This is a genomic window from Rhizobium leguminosarum bv. viciae (assembly GCF_012276115.1).
Lineage (GTDB): Bacteria > Pseudomonadota > Alphaproteobacteria > Rhizobiales > Rhizobiaceae > Rhizobium > Rhizobium leguminosarum_T.
Genome location: NZ_WIEU01000009.1, coordinates 34,626 through 52,621 on the forward strand (window position 1 = coordinate 34,626; position 17,996 = coordinate 52,621).

Genomic DNA, 17,996 nt, shown 5'->3' on the forward strand with positions numbered 1-17,996 from the left:
ACCCACGGGGCGCGCGCAGCACCCCGTGGGTTTTTGATTTCAGTCGGATGGTCCCTCAGGCTCGGACGTCGAGAACGTAGTCACGGTGGGCCGGATGGGTGCTGTAGACGAAGATCTTGTTCAGCTCCTTCTGCGTCAGCAGGCGCAAGAAGCGGACGTCGATCGTATTGTTGGCGTTGACCTTCATCAGCAGGCAGCCGACCTTGGTGATGCGGGCATCCGGAATATCCAGATAGAACTGCTTCGGCAGGCTGAACTGGGTCAGGATCGCGAGTGTCGCGCTGCTCATCGAGATCCGGACAATGTCGCAGCGGCGCGAAGCCGCATGCATGACGCCCTTTTCCGTATATTCGATGCGCGCGGCATTCATCGTGTCCTCCATCTTGAACCGCACCTCGCGGTCGTACATGAAGGATTCTTCCTTGCTCAGGAAATGAGATTTTGGCTGTGACGGATTGGAAGCGGCCACGTGCTTATCCCCCTCATAAATTGACGAGGAAAAGGTAGCAGCCGATCTTTAACAGAAAGTGAGAATTCGGCCCGTCCTGCACAATTCCTGGGGTGATCACCCCAAAAATGGCCGCCTCATTTCCGGTAGGTATGACCGGTTGCGTCAAAGAGATGCAACTTCTGCCTGTCGGCGGCAAACCGCATCCTCTGGCCCTTCTTCACATCGTAGATGCCGGGCAGCTTGACGACGATCGGCTCGCCGGGAACCAGGCCCTCGATATAAAGCAGCGTCACTTCGCCGAGCGCTTCGACGATCGACACCTCACCTTCGAAAAGGTAGTCGGCGCCGTCGGCAACCCCGAGATCCTCCGGACGAACGCCGAAGCTTGCCTGCTTGCCCATTTCGGACGCATCGGTCGCGATATCGAGCGTCACCGACATGCCGCCGGTCAGCGTCACCGTCGTCTGGCTTCCAGTCCCTGATATCGTCGCGGGGATGATGTTCATCGCAGGCGAGCCGATGAATTTCGCAACAAAGAGGTTTGCCGGGCGCTCGTAGAGGTCCAGCGGCGCACCGACCTGCTCGATATTGCCGGCGGAGAGTACGACGATGCGGTCGGCGAGCGTCATCGCCTCGACCTGGTCATGGGTGACGTAGATCATCGTCGTATCGGCCATCTGTTCGTTCAGACGGGCGATCTCGATGCGGGTCGCGACGCGCAGCGCGGCATCGAGGTTGGAGAGCGGTTCGTCGAACAGGAAGACCTTCGGATCGCGGCAGATGGCGCGGCCGATCGCCACGCGCTGGCGCTGGCCGCCGGAAAGCGCCTTCGGCAGGCGACCGAGATATTGTGTCAGCTGCAGGCTCTCGGCCGCCGCCTTGACGCGGCGATCGATTTCCTGCTTGCTTTCGCCGGCGATCTTCATGCCGAACGCCATGTTATCGAACACGGTCATGTGCGGATAGAGCGCATAGGACTGGAAGACCATGGCGATGCCGCGCTTGGAGGGCGGCACGTCATTGACGAGATGGCCGTCGATATACATCTCACCGCCGGTGATCGCCTCCAGACCGGCGATCATGCGCAGAAGCGTGGATTTGCCACAGCCGGACGGACCGACGAAGACGATGAATTCGCCCTGCTTGATATCGAGGTCGATACCGTGGAGAACGTCCACGGAACCGTAGGATTTGCGGATATCCTTCAGCGTCAGTCCAGTCATTTCTCTCTCCCCTGTGTTCCTTGGCCTGTGTTAGGCGAGACGGGCGAAATACGCCCCCCAGGCCGGAATATCGATCTTGTCGCCATAGTTGTTGCTGGTAAAGCCGTGGCCCGTCAATGCCTGCCATTCTCCCGCCGGCAAGATGACGCCGGTCTCGGCAGGGCTCATATTGAAGATGCAGAGCAGCTTCTCATTGCCGTATTCACGAGTGAAGACCAGCGTATCGCCCTGTGTTTCCTCGAATTCGATCTCGCCCTTGGCAAAAGCCGGGTGCAGCTTTCGGAAGGCGATGAAGCGGCGATAGTGCTCCAGCACGGAAGTTTCGTCGCCCAACTGGACGCTGACGGCACGCAGGATATGCTCGACCGGCACCGGCAACCAGGGCTTGACCGTCGAGAAGCCGCCCTGGGCGACCTGGCTGTCCCAGACCATCGGCGTGCGGCAGCCGTCGCGGCCCTTGAATTCCGGCCAGAACTGGATGCCATAGGGGTCCTGGAGATCCTGATAGGCAAGATCGGCCTCCGTCAATGCCAGCTCCTCGCCCTGATAGAGGCAGACGGAGCCGCGCATGGTCATCAGCAACGAGGCATAAAGCTTGGCAAAGGCGTCATGATCGGCGACCAGCCCGCCCCAACGGCTGACATGGCGCATGACGTCGTGATTGGAGAAGGCCCAGCAGGCCCAGCCATCGGGTGCGGCAGCTTCGAAATCCTGCATCACCTCCTCGACCCGCTCCGGCGTCAGCGGATCGGGCGCCAGGAACTCGAAGGCATAACACATATGCATCTTGTCGTTGCCGGAGGTGTATTCACCCACGATTTCGAGGCCGCGCTGGCTGTCGCCGACTTCGCCGACGGCGGCGATCGCCGGGAACTCCTCGAGAACGGCCCGGAAGCGCTTCAAGAACGCAAGATTCTCGGGCCGGTTCTTGTCGTAGAGATGCTCCTGGAAATTATAGGGATTGACCGCCGGCGCCGTCGAGGCGTTGCGGCGTTCGGGGGCAAGCGCCGGATTGTCGCGCAGCTGCGTGTCATGAAAATAAAAATTGATGGTGTCCAGGCGGAAGCCGTCGACGCCGCGATTGAGCCAGAAGCGCACGACATCGAGCAGACGGTCCTGCACCTCAGGGTTATGCAGGTTCATGTCCGGCTGCGAGGTCAGGAAATTGTGCATGTAATATTGCATGCGCGTCGGATCCCACGCCCATGCCGAGCCGCCGAAGATCGACAGCCAGTTGTTCGGCGGCGTGCCGTCCGGCTTGGCGTCGGCCCAGACATACCAGTCGGCCTTGGCGTTGGTCTTGCTGGAGCGGCTTTGCACGAACCAGGGGTGCTGATCCGAGCTGTGGGAGATGACGAGGTCGATCATCACGCGGATGCCGAGGCGATGGGCCTCTGATATCATCGTGTCGAAATCCACCAGCGTGCCGAAGATCGAATCGACATTCTCGTAGTCGGAAACGTCATAACCGAAATCACGCATCGGCGAGGTGAAGAAGGGCGAGATCCAGATCGCATCGACCCCAAGGCTTGCCACATGCGGCAGGCGGGCGGTGATGCCCTTCAGGTCGCCGATGCCGTCGCCGTTCGAATCCTGGTAGGAGCGCGGGTAGATCTGGTAGATCACCGCGCCGCGCCACCAGTCCTTGTCAGGGGTCGAGATCGATTGGGAAGCCACGTTCATGGAATATCCTGTTTGAAGTCACGTTCGGGAATGATCAGCCTCCCTTGACCGAACCCGCCAGCAGACCGCGCACCAGGTAACGCTGCAGCCCGAAGAAGACGAGCAGCGGCACGATGATGGTGACGAAGGCTGACGCCGTCAAAATCTCCCAATTGCCGCCGCGCGAGCCGAGCAGCGCGTTCAGGCTGCCGGTTAGCACGATGTGGTCCTTGTCGGTGCCGAGGAAGACCATGGCGACGAGCAGGTCGTTCCATACCCACAGGAACTGGAAAATGGCGAAGGAGGCGAGTGCCGGGAAGGATAGAGGCAAAACGATGCGGACGAAGATCTCGAAATCACTCGCGCCATCGACGCGGGCGGATTCGATGATCTCTTTCGGCAGGCCGGCGATATAGGCCCGCAAGAGATAGATGGCGAGCGGCATGCCGAAGGCGGTATGAGCCAGCCAGATGCCGGGATAGGTCTTCGACGGCTGGCCGAGCATGTTGCCGATCTCGTTGTAGAGACGCAGCAGCGGGATCAGAGACATCTGCAGCGGCACGACGATGAGGCCGACGACGAGCGCGATCAGCAGCGCGCGGCCGGGAAACTCCATCCAGCTCAGGGCATAAGCGGCGAAAGCGGCAATCAGGATCGGGATGATCGTCGCCGGGATCGTCACGGTCAGCGAGTTGATGAAGGATTGGCCGATGCCCTCGCCGGTCAGAACCGTGTTGTAGTTCTGCATGGTGAATTCCGGCGGTGCCGAGACGGATGCATAGATGCGCCGCGGGCGCTGGTCGGGCGAAAAGGCGGCGTTCTTCACATAGCGATAACTGCCGTCGCTGTTGATCTGGAGGGTTTCACCGTCGCCGAGATCGGCGGTCTCACCGGCCTTGAAGGCGGCCGGCTGCTGCACGCGGTTGCCGAAGGCCTTCACCGCGCGGCCGGTCTGGCCTTCCAGGACATTACCTGAGATGACGTAGGTGGTGCCTTCCTGCCGTTGCTGGTCCGGCGTGCCCAAGCGCACGGCGACGGTCTGCGTCGAGCCGACGAAGGCCGTCCACCAGCCGGAGACGACGATCTGGTCCTTGTCGCGCAAGGCGCTGACGAAGATGCCCAGCGTCGGGATGAGCCAGATGATGACGATCAACAGAACGGCTGCGTGAACGAAGAGCCGGGCGGGGCCGATCTTGAAGTAGCTTCCGATAGCGGTCATCTCAGTGCCCCTTCAGTTCGCGATTGGCGCGGCGCACGTTCCAGACCATGATCGGCGTGACGGCGAGCATGATGATGATGGCGATGACCGCGCTTCGGCCGGAATCGCCGCCGCCGCGGAACATCCAGTCGAACATCAGGTTCGCCAGCACCATCGTCTGCCACTGGCCGTTGGTCATGGTCAGCACGATGTCGAAGACCTTGAGGACGAGGATGGTGATCGTCGTCCAGACGACTGCGATGGAGCCCCAGATCTGCGGCACCATGATGCGCCAGAAGATCTGCCAGCCATTGGCGCCGTCGATGACGGCCGCTTCGATCGTCTCTTCCGGAATGCCGCGAAGAGCCGCCGACAGGATGACCATGGCGAAACCGGTCTGGATCCAGATCAGAATGATCATCAAGAAGAAGTTGTTCCAGAAGGGAATGGAGATCCACACCTCCGGCGTGCCGCCGAAGGTCTGGGCGATGGCATTCAGCAGGCCGATCTGGACGTCGTTGCCGCCGCGATATTCATAAATGAATTTCCAGATGACCGAGGCACCGACGAAGGAGATCGCCATCGGCATGAAGACGATGCTCTTGGCGATATTGCCCCACCAGATGCGATCGGTCATCACGGCGATGACGAGGCCGAAGAAGGTGCAGGCAGCCGGCACCACCGCGAGCCAGAGGATGTTGTTGAAGATCGACTGGCGGAATTCGCGGTCGCCGAGCGCCCATTTGTAGTTGGCGAGGCCGACGAACTGCAGACCGGCGCGGTCGTAGAAGGAGAGGATGAAGGTCGCAACGACGGGATAGACGAGGTAGACGATGAGCAGGAACAGCGCCGGGCCGATGAACAACCATGGCCGGATCAATGCGCGGCGGTTGAGGTTCCGCGATGCGGCGCGGATGTCGCCGTCCTTCACAGGCAGAGCCATATCCAGGATCTTGTTCGAAAAATAGAAATAGGCCGAGCACGCGATCACGGCGGCGACCACGACACCCAAAGCGGACACTATCTGCGACAGCATTTCGTCCCTCCCCTGCTTCCCCTGATCTTATTCCGACCGGTTTTTAATTCTGACGGGTCGACCCCGGTCACCGTCAATCTCTTTGATTGCCTGATCACAATATATGCTGCGATGGCCGGGCTCTTTGCGAGCCCGGCCAGTCATGCAAGCCATGCCGCCGGCAAGCCCGCGGCATCATTTTGAAGGATTACTTGATGCCGTCCCAGGCGCTCTGGATTTCGCCAGCGGACTCTTCAGCGGACTTGCCGCCGACGAAATCGACCATGCCCGTCCAGAAGGCGCCGGCGCCGATCTTGCCCGGCATCAGGTCGGAACCGTCGAAGCGGAAGGTGGTGGCGGAGGTCAGGATATCGCCTTCCTTCTTCATCTGCGGGTTGGCATAGGCCTCGGTGCTGACCCCCTTATACGGCGTCAGGAAGCTCGACTGCGCCATCCAGACCTCATGGGCGATCGGGGTCTTCAGGAAGTCGATGAAAGCGCGAGCAGCCTTCGAGTCCTTGGCGATCGAGACGAGCGTGCCGGCGCCCAGAACCGGCTTGCCGAGTTCGGGATGCGAAGCAAAGGTCGGCATGTAGAAGAAGTCGGCATCCTGGCCGAGCTTCGTGCCTTCAGGGAAGAAGGACGGGATGAACGAGGCCTGATGGTGCATGTAGCACTTCGGCGGAACCGCGAAGAGGCCCTTCGGGCTGTCGCGGAAATCGGTCGAGGCCACGGCTGCGACGCCGCCATCGACGTATTTCGCGTTCTTGGCGAACTTGCCGAACTCGTCGATCGCGGCAACGACGGCCGGATCGGTGAACTTCAGCTCGTTGGTCGTCCACTTGTCGTAAGCTTCCGGCGGCTGCATGCGCAGCATGATGTCCTCGACCCAGTCGGTCGCCGGCCAGCCGGTGGCGCCGCCGGAACCGAGACCGATGCACCAGGGTACGCCGCCGTCCTTGACGATCTGGTCGGTCAGGGCATGCAGCTCTTCCATGGTCGTCGGGATCTTGTAACCGGCTTCCTCGAAGTTCTCCGGAACATACCAGACCAGCGATTTTACGTCAGCCTTGTAGGGGAAGGCGTAGAAGGCTTCCTTGCCGTCCTTGCCCTTGTAGGTGCCGTAACCGACCCAGCTGTCGCCGGCGCCGTAATTGTCCTTGATCCACTTGGAATTCTCGTCGCCGAGCGGCGTCAGGAAGCCCTTGCTGGCGAGATCGGCCAGGAGGCCGGGCTGCGGCAGAACGGCGATGTTCGGCGGCGAGCCCGCCTGCGTGTCGATGACGATCTGCTGTTCGTAATTTTCGGAAGAGGAGTATTTGGCATCGATGCCGGTCGCTTCGGTGAAATAGGCAAGCACGCTCATGAAGAACGCCTCGTCCTCGCCGCGCCACGGCCCGAAGATCGTCAGCGGCTGACCCTTCAGATCGGCATGAGCAGCCTTGAACTCGTCATAGCTCTTCCAGTTGAACTTGGAATCCTGTCCCGGGGCAAATTTCAAATCGGCCGCGGACGCAGCACCGGCAAAAAGCGCTGCCACGGCAACGCCCATCAAAAATGACTTTTTCATGTGATCAACCTCCCATCACAATCCCAACCGCGCCGAATTCCCTCAATAAAAGAAATTTCAAAGCGCTTTGACACCCAACTCATTCCACTTTCGGTGGAATGGAGTCAAGTCAATTCGCGAAAACCCGCTGTGAATACGCCGGATATCGCGGCATATCGCGGCGCAACAGCGCCTATCGGGAAATATGGAGCGATTTTTCTTGAGTCAAGCGCGCCAGATGATACATAATTGAAAGCGCTTTGGATGCCACTGGGAGGCGGCAGGCCTTTTCAAGACGGCTGACGGGCGGGCTGGGAGGAAGCATAGCAGGTGAATCTCAAACAGCTATCGGAATTGCTGGGGCTGTCTCAGACGACGGTGAGCCGGGCGCTCAACGGCTATCCCGAGGTCAACGAGGCGACCCGGGAGCGCGTGCTTCAGGCTGTCAAGGAAACCGGATACAGGCCGAACAAGGCGGCGCAGCGGCTTGCGACCGGCAAGGCCGGCTCGATCGGCCTCGTCATGCCGACGGCGCCCGGCCACCAGTCCGACGTTCATTTCGGTGAATTCCTGGCCGGGCTCGGCGAAGAGGCCGTGCGCCACGACTTCCACTTCGTCATCATGCCGGCCGACCCGGATGACGAGGTGGCGGCGCTGCGCCGCCTTGCAATCAGCGGCAATGTCGATGCCCTGTTCGTTGCCTATATGCGCGGCCACGATCCGCGGCTCGCTATGCTGAGATCGCTCTCCATGCCCTATGTCGTACACGGCCGTTCCTTCGGTTCGGAGCCGGACTATCCCTATCTCGACATCGACAATGAAGGCGCCTTCTACGATGCGACGCGGCTCTTGCTTCAACTCGGCCATACGCGCTTTGCGCTGATGAACGGACCGATGCATCTCGATTTCGCCATCCGCAGGAAGAACGGCGTCATATCAGCCCTTGCCGAGCGCGGGCTCGCGCTCGAGGAGGGTTGCATGAGCCACGCGCTGATGACGGACGAGCAAGGCCTGCTGGCGATGGAACACTTCCTGCAATTGCCGGAGCGGCCGACGGCGATCCTCTGCTCCAGCACGGTGCTGGCGCTCGGCGCGATCCGCGCGGTCAACCAGGCCGGATTGCGGCTCGGTGAGGATATCTCGCTGATCGCCCATGACGACGTGCTGCCGCTGCTGAAACCGGAAAGCTTTTCCGTGCCGCTGACGACGACGCGCTCTTCACTGCGGGCGGCGGGCGTTCGCATCGCGCAGCGGCTGATCGGCACCGTGAAGCAGGCCGGCCCCTTCCCCGACCAGGAGCTCTGGAAGACCGAGCTGATCGTCAGGGCCTCGACCGGCCCTGCGCCGAAGTTCTAATCAAAACTGCGGCGGCGTCTGCCCTGCCGTGCGGTGGGCGGCGATAACCGTGTTGGCCATCAGCATGGCGATGGTCATCGGTCCGACGCCGCCGGGAACCGGGGTGATGGTGCTGGCGACCGCCGAGACCTCCTCGAAGGCGACGTCGCCGACGAGCCGGGTCTTGCCCTCGCCTCTTTCGGGGGCTGCCACCCGATTGATGCCGACGTCGATGACTGTCGCACCGGGCTTCACCCAATCGGCCCTGACCATCTCCGGCCGGCCGACGGCGGCCACTAGGATATCGGCGTTGCGGCAGACCTCGGCGAGGTTCTTGGTCCTGGAATGCGCAATCGTCACCGTCGCATTGGCGTTGAGCAGCAATTGCGCCATCGGCTTGCCGAACAGGTTGGAGCGGCCGATGACGACGGCGTTGAGGCCGGAGAGATCCTCGCCATGAGTGCGGCGGACGAAAACCATGGCGCCGGCCGGGGTGCAGGAGACCAGTCCGGTCTTCAGATCGCCGGTGGCGAGTTTGCCGGCATTGACGACGCTCAGGCCGTCGACATCCTTTTCCGGCAGGATCGACTGGATGATCGCCTCGCTGTCGAGCGGCTTCGGCAAGGGCAGTTGCACCAGAATGCCGTGGATCGACGGATCGGCGTTGAGGGTGGCGACGAGAGCTGCCAGATCCTCCTGCTTCGTTTCGGCCGGCAGCGTGTGCTGAACGGATTTGAAGCCGCATTCCTTGGCCATGCGGCCCTTGGAGCCGACATAGGCGTGGCTTGCCGGGTCATCGCCGACGATGACGACCGCGAGGCCGGTGGTGACGCCGCTGCTCTTTTCCAACGCCGCCGTCGCACTCTTGACTGTCTGAATGACCGATGCAGCTACGTACTTTCCGTCGATTACTGTCGTCACGCGTCTCTCCGCCCTGTTTCGCGTCAATCTATGGATAGTTGACGAGCTTGAAATGCTCGCTAACGCCCTATCCTGTCGGAAAGCAGCAATGCAATATCAAAAATGCAAGGAAATGTTCGCTCAACGCAGCGGCTGCCGCGCTTCGAGCGCATGAACACGAAGCCGGTCACGCAGGCCGGAGATTTCGGAGCGCAGCAGCTCCATTTCGTCGACCGGCGCAGGGGCCGGCACGGGCATCGATGGCAGTGGGACCTGCGGCCGGGATACCCGCATTTTCTCGGTTGCGGAATCGGCGACAGGCCTACGCAGCCGGAGCAGGAAAGCCGCAGCAAGGCCTATCGCAAAGCCCGCCGCGGCGCCGGCCAGCGCGCGGCCAATCAGACCATCGCTTCCCGATACTGCGGTTGCCAACGCCGGCTTCAGGAGAACGATACGACCGTCGGCGGCCGTTTCCACCGCTGCGGACGTCGCCTCGTCGAGGCGCGAGCGGGCGGCATTCGCCTTTTCGCTGAGTTCGGTCAGGCGTGACAAATCGACGCCGGTGTCCCGGCTCTGGGCGATCAGCCTGTTGCGGCGATCGTTCAGGCCCTTGCGCGCATCGACGGCGGCCTTAGTAGTGAGGTTGGCAGTCTGGGCAAGACGGGTCAGCTCCTTGCCCATATTCTCCTTCAGACCGTCCGTTTCGGCCTGCTGCTGCAAGAGGCGCGGATGGCGCGGGCCAAGCTCGGCCGAAAGCTGCGCAAGCGTCGTTTTGGCGACGGCATATTTTTCGCGCCAGTCCTGCAGCGCCGGCGAAAGCATATCGGAGGGGAGCGAACCGTCGAGCACTTCGGCAAGTTTTGCGGCCTTGAGCCGGTCGGCCTGCGCCTTGGCGGCAAGGATGTTCTGGTCGGCCTCTTTCAGATCGGCATCGAGCCGGTCGATCTGGCGGCGAAGATTGATCGCCACCTTGACGTTGCCCTCGCCGCTCTTTGCTGTGAAGGCGGCAAGCTCCGCCTTGACCTCGTCATAGGTTTTACGCAAGGCGGCATCGGTCTCGACGTTGCCGCCGGCTCCGTCTGCTGCGGAAACCGCTTCGGCAAGCCTTGCGGCGATGCGCATGGATTTTCCGCTGTCGCCGGTCGTCACCCTGACGAGGATGGTGCCGGCGGCGGCATCGGGTAGTATCTCGACCGCATGTTTCAGTGTCGCCTCGGCGCGGGAGGCCGGATCGGCAGCAGCACCGGTCGCCGAGAGGAGATCGAGCGCGACGCCGAGCGCATTGGCGCTGGCGCCGGCAAATTCGGGATCATGATCGAGTTTCAGGGCGGCAACCGTCGAAGCAACCACCCGCGCCGCCAGCAGCCCTTTTGCCGCGGCCTGGGTGAAGGCAGCGCGGCTTGCGGCATCACTCTTCACCGCAAGCGTCGCCTCGGCACGGTAAAGGGCCGTCGAAGCTGGCATCAGCGCCGGTAGGCCCGCGCCGATGATCGTCGCAGCGGCCACAATCATCGCAAGGCCGATCCCGGTCGCCCGACGCCGCGGCGCTACCGGCCGGGGCTCGGCGGGTCCTTCACGGACCGCGGCCAGCGGTTCGGGTGAGATCATCGGCTCGTCGGCCGGAACGCCCAGCTCTTCATCGCCCGCCGGCTCCTGAGGAAGCGGATGGCCGACGTCGTTGGCGGCCCGGAGGCGGTTGCCGAGGATGGTTTCGATGCGGTCGACCAGTGGTGCGGTGCGCGCCGCTCTGGCGCGCTGTTCTTCCAGCGCGCGGCCGATGGCGCGCAGTAATTCGACCTCGGGCGGCGCGATATCAGGCCGGCTCGACCGGGGCGGAGCATAGGAATCGTCATGGGGGCGCGGCCCTGCGGCTGCGCGATCCTGGAAGCTGTTTCTGGCCCTGATATCGTACATTTGCGCCACATCTCATGCACATGATGGCCGAGTTCGCTCATCCGCACGAATGCAGATGATTAAACGACTCTAAATATTCATGGCAAAGAAATGGTTAACCGCAGCGGGCAAGAATTGCCAAGCCGCGCATCCTGTCAGACACGCGGCGCTATAAGCTCAGCTCGCCTTCTTATGGTCCGATCGCGCCTGCAGCGCGCTGCCGTGCTCTTCCGGATAGCTGAGGATCCTTTCGCGCCGGCGGAAGCGGTAGCGCAGGACATGGAAGAGGAAGACCGGGATGCCGACGATGTAACGGCGCCAGAGGCGCGTCGGCTCCTGCAGCAGGCGATAGGCCCATTCCAGGCGCATCATCCGCACCGTCTTCGGCGCACGCGGGACGGCACCGGAGACGAAATCGAAGAGCGCGCCCACGGTCAGCACCAGGCGCGCATGATCGGCGCGGATATTGTTGTGAACCCATTTCTCCTGCAGCGGCGTTCCCATGCCGACGATCAGGATATCGAGCTTCTGGTGCTCGAGCTCCTCGATGACCTCAGTGGAATCGACCTTGTCGAAGTAGCCGTCGGAAACGACGACGAATTCGTGCCAGGGCGTGTGTCTGCGGAAATTTTCCGCCGCCGCCTCGACGACCGAGCGCTTGCCACCGATGAGACCGATGCGGCGCGGAGCCTCCATGAAGGTCAGGAAGGCCGGCACGAAATCGGTGCCGTTCAGATTGGCGGGAAACGGCGCGCCATGGGCGATCTGCGATGCGATGTTGAGGCCGATACCGTCCGGCAGCACCAAATTGTGCGACATGATCCGGTAATATTCGTCGTCGCGTAGCGTCGTCAGCATGTTATGGGCGTTGACGAAGCAAACCACGGTCTGGCCGACGGGAATGGAGGCCAGCTCGTTGATGAAAACGAGGGCGTCGTCCCAGCCGAGATCGCAGACCGGCAGATCGAAGATCGTCCGCCGCGATGCGAGCACCGCGAAGTTTGCAATCAGATTCATTCCTACCTCCTGCCGAGGGTGCTGCATGCGCCCGACATCCCGGAAAACAAGCCCAAATTTCCGCACCGGAGGTCTCGAAAGGACCGGTCGCGTCCCGCCGGGTGGGCGTCGCTCCGATCCCGGATAAGCGACGCATGCCAAGCTGTGACACCTCATATAACAGGACGGTTTCAAACAACCCTTAGGAAAATTCCTTGAATTTCCATGCTCGCATAAGTGGTTTATTAACCACGCGCGCCAACGGCAAACGGCGCCCGAGGGCGCCGTTTGCCGTCAATGATATGATAGTCGTTAATGGGCCGCTGACGCCGGTGCTTCAGCGGCCGGTGCGGTCTCGACGATCTTGACGGGTGCGCCCACCTTCTTCGGCTGACCGGCGGAGCTTTCCTTGACCTCTTCCTTGGAGAGATAGTCGAGCTGCTCCAGCATCACGTCGGCGACGTATTCGCCGCCGAGGCGCTCGTTCATGCCCTTCTTGATCTCCTCGCGGAAAGCCTTCGGATCGAAGGATTTGATGTGGGCGATATCGACCATCTTGTTGCCGACGAGCAGGCTGAAAAGCTCGTCCGTCGTCATCTCGGCCAGCGGCAGTGTCACGCCTTTCAGCATGTCCTTGTTCATCATGAACGAAACGCGGCCGAGGAAATAACCGGTGATCGCACCGTTGCCGATGATCGGCACCGTGATCGTTTCGCCTTTCACCAGTTCAAGCGCGCTCTGCTTGGAATCCGTTGCTGCGGGCGCCGGCGCAGTCGCCAGGTACACCGAGAAATAGACCGATGCCAAGGTGATGGCGCAAACCCAGACACCGGTGAGGGCGAGCTTGATCATCAGTTTCCACGCGCGGCGAATTGTTCCTGGGAATAGGTGCCGTCGGCGTCGGCGTCCTGAACTGCGTTCTTCAGCAGGTCGGCGACGGCGCGAACCGCTTCGAGATGCGCCTCGACGCGACGGGCATTGAGAACCAGCTTCTTCTTCAGGCCGTGCAGCTGATCGAGATGGGCAGCGGCAAGCTCGGCCGGATCGGTGTCGCGGAAAAGCATCGACAGCTCGTAGAGGCAGCGGCTCTTATGGGCATTGGAGACCTTGAGATCGAACTGCGGGTCGTTGCCGATCCGGGTGTTCTCATTGTCGATGATCATTTCGAGGCGTCCGAGAACGGATTTGATCCTGTATTCGTTCGAAATTATTTCCATGGTACCCTCGGTTATGCTTCGCTTAGAGCATGATGCGAAAAACGTACGCGGTTTTCGGACAACAGCATGCTCTAAATGTTAACTGGAACGGGATTCGGATTTTTGGCCAACCGGCCTAGGATCATCCTGTTCTATCGGTCTTGGCTTCGGCGGTCGGCGTGCCAAAGGTCTTACGCTGGAAGTCGTCGATCATGCTGAGCGCGGTGTTGCGGTCATCGTCGTCTGTGGAGGCATTGACGATCTTGCCTTCCTGCCGGCGCAGAAGTTCGCTGTACATCTGTTTGGCAATGCCGATGCCGTCACCCTTGGCCATGGTGTTGCCGAGCTGTTCGGCCATCATGCCTTTCCAGATATCGCCGGTCGCGCCCTTGCCGTAGACCTCTTCGCTTTCGCTCGGCAGCATGGACTTGACGAAATTCTGCAGGACCATGGCCTCGAACTTCCGGTAGCTTTCCGGAGCTTCCTCAGTCTTGGTGCGGTTCTGGATGTTGGCGAGGCCGCTCTTCTGGCCGACATGATCGAGAACGTCGACCGTGTTGGAGAAGCCCTTGCCATTTTCAGCGAGACTCGTTGCGGCAAAGGCCGCACGATTTGCCTTCAACTTTTCCTGGGCCGCCTGAACCTCCATGGGGTCGGCAGCTTTGACAACGTCCAGGACCAGATCACTGGGGGGCGAAATAGCCACGTTACAATCCTCTGAATTTAAGATCGTAACGACTATGGTTTTTGAAGCTTGCTGGAGGCTGGCGTTGCGAATTGCTGATCGATGACATCGTAGACGGCATTGTCATCGGCCTCGCGGCGCTCGACTTCCAGGGCTTCCTTCATGCCGTCTTCAAGGCGGTCGCCCTTGGCGCGCTCGCGCGTCAGCCGCATCTCGTGGATCTGCTGCATGCCGGTCAGCTGCTGGTCCTTGATGGTGAGCCTGCCGAATCGGTCGGCGTAATTCTGCGAGAAGGCGTGGTGGACGGGGTCCATCGAGCCGAGCGCGAGGATGACGTCGTCCATCGCCACATTGACCTCGACACGCTGGCGGCTGGTTTCGGCCAGGTCGTTCTCGGCTATTCTTTCGATATGCCGCTGCACCGAGAGCAGCCGCTTGAGCTTCTGAGAGCGCTTCTTTTCGATCATATCAGCCTCATCGCCCGATATAGATCGAGCCGAAGGACTGGCCGAACTGGCTGACCATCGCCGCAATCGAGAAATAGATCAGGAAGAGCCCGCCCATCAGCAGATAGGGCGTGGAGATGAAGTAGACCGGGATCTGCGGCGCCAGCTTGTTGATGAAACCGATCGAAACATTGAAGATCAGGCCGTAGATCAGGAAGGGGCTCGCCAGCCGCAGCATGATGTAGGTGGTCTGCTCCAGCGTATCGGTAAAGGAGATCAGCGTTGCGCGCATCTGCATCATGCCGCCGAATGGCATCGTCGTGTAGGAATCGATCAGCGCGCGGAAGACGATGTGATGAAAATCCATGATAAAGAGGATCATCATGCCGGCAAAGGTGATAAAGGCCGACAGGCTGGTCTCCGGCGTATCTTCGATGACGTCGGCGGAGCCCGGCTGGGTGTAGCCGACCATCATGGCGGTGATCGAAGCGGCGAACTGCATGCCGAGCGTGTAGATCCTCGCCAGCATGCCATACATTACGCCGATCAGCGATTCGCTGAAGATCAGGCCGATATAGGTTCCAGCACCGGTGTGAACGGCCGGATAGACGGTATCCCAGAGCAGCGGCATGACGGCGATCGAGAGCGCGCCGGCGATGAAGACGCGCAGCTGTTGGGGCACGCGCGCCGAGGAAAAACCCGGAAGAGCCAGCACACAGCCACCGATCCGGCAGAAAACCAGAAACAGCGCGAGAACGGTCCCTTGCGGGTCTGTTATCATGAAATAGAGCCCAAAATCTTTATCTCGATGCCCTTGGCCAGTTCGACATGCGACAGGACCGGGAGCGTGGCGAACAGCCTCTCGATGATCATGCGCACATAGGAGCGTGTTTCCGGCGACGTGACAAGTGCGAATGGCAGGCCGCGATCCATGAACTCACGGATAACTTTGGTGGCCTGCTCGCTGAACTCCTCCAGGCTGCGCGGATCGATGTCGAATTCGATCACCTCGCCCTTGGCGTCGCGCTTCAGCGCCTGATGGAAAGCCAGATCCCATTTGCTGCCCAGCCGCAGCACGCGCAGCACGCCGTTATCAGCGAGGTCGCCGCAAAGCTGCTGGGCCATGCGGATGCGGACATGCTCGACGATCTGCTCGGTTTTCCTGACATGCGGGGCGAGCTCGGCCACCGCCTCGAGAATGAGGTGCAGGTTGCGGATCGAGACACGTTCGGCAAGCAGCAGCTTGAGCACCGCCTGCAGGCCGGAATAGGACATATGCGACGAGCAGATCTCGTCGGCGAGCTTCTTGTATTCGGGGTCGAGCCGATCGATCAGCACCTTGACGTCCTTGTAGGACAGCAGCTGCGGCAGGTTGTTGCGGATGACCTCGCTCATATGGGTGAGCACGACGGAGACATTGTCGATCGGCTGGAAGCCCTCGCGTTTCAGGTCGTCGGCGAAGTTTTCGAGGATGGAGACGGCAGGCATGCCGAAAGCGGGTTCGCGGATTTCGTCGCCAGGAATGCTCGGCCGGCGGCCGGCGCCGGTAACGACGAGGACTTCGCCGACGCGCAGCAAGTTGGAGGCGACCGTCGTGCCATGGATGCGGATCTGGTAGGACTTCTCGGCAATGGCTATATCGTCCGTCACCTTGATCTCGGGTACGACGAAACCGTATTGCGTGGCAAACTTCTTGCGCATCTTGCCGACGCGGAAGGCAAGCTCCTGGTGGGCGCCGAGCAGGCGCGTCGAGACCATCTTGCCGAGTGCGAGCTCGATCTCCGAGGTCCGCAGCACTGCCTTGACCGAATCCTTTTCCAGTTCCTTGTTCTGGACGACCTTCTTTTCTTCCTGCTCGCGGCGAAGCATGTTCTCTGCCTCGACCTGACGTGGGATGAACCAGGCGCCGAAGGCGAGAAGACCGCCGAGGACCACGAAGGGGATAAACGGCAGACCCGGCATCAGAGCCAGGATGAACATCAGCACCGCCGAAACGGAAAGCGCACGGGGATAACCGCTCAACTGGTTGACGACCGCCTGGTCGGTGGAGCCGGTGGTGCCGCCGCGGGAGACGAGAAGGCCGGCGGCGAGCGAAACGATGAGGGCCGGCATCTGCGAGACGAGGCCGTCGCCGACGGAGAGCTTGACGAAAACGTCAGCGGCTTCGCGGATCGGCATGCCGTGGCGGAAGTAGCCGATGATGATGCCGCCGAAGATGTTGATGCAGGTGATGATGAGGCCGGCGACGGCATCGCCGCGCACGAATTTCGACGCACCGTCCATCGCACCGAAGAACGAGCTTTCCTCCTCGAGTTCCCGGCGCCGGCGCTGGGCTTCCCTCTCGTCGATGATGCCGGCCGAGAGATCGGCGTCGATCGACATCTGCTTACCGGGAATGGCGTCCAGGGTGAAACGCGCGCCGACTTCGGCGATACGGGTGGCGCCCTTGGTGATGACGATGAAGTTGATGGTGATGAGGATCAGGAAGACGATCAGACCGATGACGAAGTCGCCGGACATCACCAGGCTCGCGAAACCGGCGATGACGCCGCCCGCTGCGTCATGGCCTTCATTTCCGTGGGACAGGATGACGCGTGTTGTCGCGATGTTCAGCGCCAGCCGGGTCATCGTCGCGATCAGCAGAATGGTCGGGAAAGACGAGAAATCGAGCGGTTTCTGGATCCACAGCGCGACCATCAGGATCAGCACCGAGAAGGCGATCGAGAAGGCCAGTCCCATATCGATCAGGAACGGCGGGATCGGCAGGAAGAGAATGCAGATAATGCCGATGATGCCGAGGGCAAATCCGACATCGCGCAGGTTGGGGGCGACTTTTGGAAGGGGGAGTGCAGGTGGTTGCGCCATGACGATTCCGTCTCTTCATGAGAGGAGGCGGACATGCAGCCCGCCCAATTCGGATCGAGAGTTAAATGGCGAAGCTTGCGCGAAGGTGGCTCGGGGCGGTTCAGCTTTTCATGGAAGCGTAGAACCGCTCTAACCTTTTGTTTCTACGCAATCCCCCGGCAAAAGCGCTTCGCGCTTTGCCTGCCAAAACCGCTGCGCACTTTTGCTGGAATTGCTCTAGAAGCCGGACTGGATGCGCGAGAAGACCAGATTGGTGAAAATCGAGATCTGCGAGCCGACGAAGGGTGCTGTGACCCCGACGGTGATCAGCACCGCGACGATCTTCGGCACGAAGGTCAGTGTCGCTTCCTGCACCTGGGTCAGCGCCTGGATCAAGGCAATGACGAGGCCCACCACCATCGCCGCGATGACGGCGGGGCCGGCGGCAATCAAGACGGTCCAGATCGCCGCCTGGAACAGATCCAATGCATCAGCTTCATTCATCCGAAGGCAACCTCATATCGCCTTGAAGCGGCCCCGCCGTGGCCGGACCGCCATTGATTGGTATCACCCGAGTGATGCGGCGCACCGGCGCGCCGTGAG

Annotated in this window: 17 protein-coding genes; 1 reads left to right on the forward strand and 16 read right to left on the reverse strand. The window is 61.1% G+C overall.

Translation table 11 applies throughout. From position 1 onward, the window contains the following. Window positions 1-55 precede the first annotated feature (55 nt). The 6 genes from GFM02_RS17230 to GFM02_RS17255 all read right to left on the reverse strand — a co-directional run bounded on the left by GFM02_RS17230 (window position 56) and on the right by GFM02_RS17255 (window position 7,119). A complete protein-coding gene (locus tag GFM02_RS17230) occupies window positions 56-409 on the reverse strand; it encodes a hypothetical protein (RefSeq protein WP_168322267.1) in 354 nt (117 codons plus the stop codon). A gap of 176 nt (window positions 410-585) precedes the next feature. Beyond that, entirely contained in the window at window positions 586-1,674 is a 1,089-nt protein-coding gene (locus GFM02_RS17235; RefSeq protein ID WP_077977651.1) for an ABC transporter ATP-binding protein, read from the reverse strand. 30 nt (window positions 1,675-1,704) lie between these two features. After that, entirely contained in the window at window positions 1,705-3,357 is a 1,653-nt protein-coding gene (locus tag GFM02_RS17240; RefSeq protein WP_168263291.1) for an alpha-glucosidase, read from the reverse strand. A gap of 34 nt (window positions 3,358-3,391) precedes the next feature. Further along, window positions 3,392-4,555 carry a carbohydrate ABC transporter permease gene (locus tag GFM02_RS17245; RefSeq protein WP_168322268.1) on the reverse strand — a complete coding sequence of 388 codons (1,164 nt, stop codon included), beginning with the start codon at window positions 4,553-4,555 and terminating at the stop codon, window positions 3,392-3,394. A 1-nt stretch (window position 4,556) separates the two neighbouring features. Next, window positions 4,557-5,570, reverse strand: a complete 1,014-nt coding sequence (locus GFM02_RS17250) for a carbohydrate ABC transporter permease (RefSeq protein WP_168264654.1) — start codon at window positions 5,568-5,570, stop codon at window positions 4,557-4,559. A gap of 187 nt (window positions 5,571-5,757) precedes the next feature. Next, complete coding sequence (locus GFM02_RS17255) at window positions 5,758-7,119, reverse strand: ABC transporter substrate-binding protein (RefSeq protein WP_168268980.1); 1,362 nt, start codon at window positions 7,117-7,119, stop codon at window positions 5,758-5,760. 309 nt (window positions 7,120-7,428) lie between these two features. Here GFM02_RS17255 and GFM02_RS17260 point away from each other — a divergent pair, with 309 nt between their 5' ends. After that, on the forward strand, window positions 7,429-8,454 hold the full coding sequence (locus GFM02_RS17260; protein WP_168268982.1) for a substrate-binding domain-containing protein: 1,026 nt from the start codon (window positions 7,429-7,431) through the stop codon (window positions 8,452-8,454). On the opposite strand, the gene folD is transcribed toward GFM02_RS17260, so the two are convergent. The 10 genes from folD to fliQ all read right to left on the reverse strand — a co-directional run bounded on the left by folD (window position 8,455) and on the right by fliQ (window position 17,897). After that, window positions 8,455-9,354: a bifunctional methylenetetrahydrofolate dehydrogenase/methenyltetrahydrofolate cyclohydrolase FolD gene (gene folD / locus GFM02_RS17265; RefSeq protein ID WP_168263276.1), complete on the reverse strand. Its 900-nt coding sequence runs from the start codon at window positions 9,352-9,354 to the stop codon at window positions 8,455-8,457. It abuts the gene before it with no gap. 120 nt (window positions 9,355-9,474) lie between these two features. Further along, window positions 9,475-11,247: a succinoglycan biosynthesis protein exop gene (locus GFM02_RS17270; protein WP_168322269.1), complete on the reverse strand. Its 1,773-nt coding sequence runs from the start codon at window positions 11,245-11,247 to the stop codon at window positions 9,475-9,477. A 156-nt stretch (window positions 11,248-11,403) separates the two neighbouring features. Beyond that, window positions 11,404-12,243 carry a WecB/TagA/CpsF family glycosyltransferase gene (locus GFM02_RS17275; RefSeq protein WP_168304758.1) on the reverse strand — a complete coding sequence of 280 codons (840 nt, stop codon included), beginning with the start codon at window positions 12,241-12,243 and terminating at the stop codon, window positions 11,404-11,406. 291 nt (window positions 12,244-12,534) lie between these two features. Then, window positions 12,535-13,074 carry a hypothetical protein gene (locus GFM02_RS17280; RefSeq protein WP_168322270.1) on the reverse strand — a complete coding sequence of 180 codons (540 nt, stop codon included), beginning with the start codon at window positions 13,072-13,074 and terminating at the stop codon, window positions 12,535-12,537. Continuing rightward, window positions 13,074-13,439, reverse strand: a complete 366-nt coding sequence (locus GFM02_RS17285) for a hypothetical protein (RefSeq protein ID WP_003545575.1) — start codon at window positions 13,437-13,439, stop codon at window positions 13,074-13,076. The genes GFM02_RS17280 and GFM02_RS17285 overlap by 1 nt, the downstream gene beginning before the upstream one ends. A gap of 121 nt (window positions 13,440-13,560) precedes the next feature. After that, window positions 13,561-14,124, reverse strand: a complete 564-nt coding sequence (locus GFM02_RS17290; RefSeq protein WP_020048494.1) for a rod-binding protein — start codon at window positions 14,122-14,124, stop codon at window positions 13,561-13,563. A 32-nt stretch (window positions 14,125-14,156) separates the two neighbouring features. Continuing rightward, a complete protein-coding gene (locus GFM02_RS17295) occupies window positions 14,157-14,570 on the reverse strand; it encodes a hypothetical protein (RefSeq protein WP_168268987.1) in 414 nt (137 codons plus the stop codon). 7 nt (window positions 14,571-14,577) lie between these two features. After that, window positions 14,578-15,330 carry a flagellar biosynthetic protein FliR gene (locus GFM02_RS17300; protein ID WP_129417947.1) on the reverse strand — a complete coding sequence of 251 codons (753 nt, stop codon included), beginning with the start codon at window positions 15,328-15,330 and terminating at the stop codon, window positions 14,578-14,580. Then, a complete protein-coding gene (flhA, locus tag GFM02_RS17305) occupies window positions 15,327-17,414 on the reverse strand; it encodes a flagellar biosynthesis protein FlhA (protein WP_168322271.1) in 2,088 nt (695 codons plus the stop codon). Before flhA ends, GFM02_RS17300 begins: the two co-directional genes overlap by 4 nt. A 216-nt stretch (window positions 17,415-17,630) precedes the next feature. Then, a complete protein-coding gene (gene fliQ, locus GFM02_RS17310; RefSeq protein WP_009992823.1) occupies window positions 17,631-17,897 on the reverse strand; it encodes a flagellar biosynthesis protein FliQ in 267 nt (88 codons plus the stop codon). Window positions 17,898-17,996 lie beyond the last annotated feature (99 nt).

Coding starts and splice junctions, on each gene's coding strand:
- GFM02_RS17250 (WP_168264654.1), bottom strand. CDS start 5,570: ATGCTGTCGCAGATAGTGTCCGCTTTGGGTGTCGTGGTCGCCGCCGTG.
- GFM02_RS17295 (WP_168268987.1), bottom strand. CDS start 14,570: ATGATCGAAAAGAAGCGCTCTCAGAAGCTCAAGCGGCTGCTCTCGGTG.
- GFM02_RS17270 (WP_168322269.1), bottom strand. CDS start 11,247: ATGTACGATATCAGGGCCAGAAACAGCTTCCAGGATCGCGCAGCCGCA.
- flhA (WP_168322271.1), bottom strand. CDS start 17,414: ATGGCGCAACCACCTGCACTCCCCCTTCCAAAAGTCGCCCCCAACCTG.
- GFM02_RS17230 (WP_168322267.1), bottom strand. CDS start 409: ATGTACGACCGCGAGGTGCGGTTCAAGATGGAGGACACGATGAATGCC.
- GFM02_RS17275 (WP_168304758.1), bottom strand. CDS start 12,243: ATGAATCTGATTGCAAACTTCGCGGTGCTCGCATCGCGGCGGACGATC.
- GFM02_RS17235 (WP_077977651.1), bottom strand. CDS start 1,674: ATGACTGGACTGACGCTGAAGGATATCCGCAAATCCTACGGTTCCGTG.
- GFM02_RS17255 (WP_168268980.1), bottom strand. CDS start 7,119: ATGAAAAAGTCATTTTTGATGGGCGTTGCCGTGGCAGCGCTTTTTGCC.
- fliQ (WP_009992823.1), bottom strand. CDS start 17,897: ATGAATGAAGCTGATGCATTGGATCTGTTCCAGGCGGCGATCTGGACC.
- GFM02_RS17285 (WP_003545575.1), bottom strand. CDS start 13,439: ATGGAAATAATTTCGAACGAATACAGGATCAAATCCGTTCTCGGACGC.
- GFM02_RS17245 (WP_168322268.1), bottom strand. CDS start 4,555: ATGACCGCTATCGGAAGCTACTTCAAGATCGGCCCCGCCCGGCTCTTC.
- GFM02_RS17280 (WP_168322270.1), bottom strand. CDS start 13,074: ATGATCAAGCTCGCCCTCACCGGTGTCTGGGTTTGCGCCATCACCTTG.
- GFM02_RS17300 (WP_129417947.1), bottom strand. CDS start 15,330: ATGATAACAGACCCGCAAGGGACCGTTCTCGCGCTGTTTCTGGTTTTC.
- GFM02_RS17240 (WP_168263291.1), bottom strand. CDS start 3,357: ATGAACGTGGCTTCCCAATCGATCTCGACCCCTGACAAGGACTGGTGG.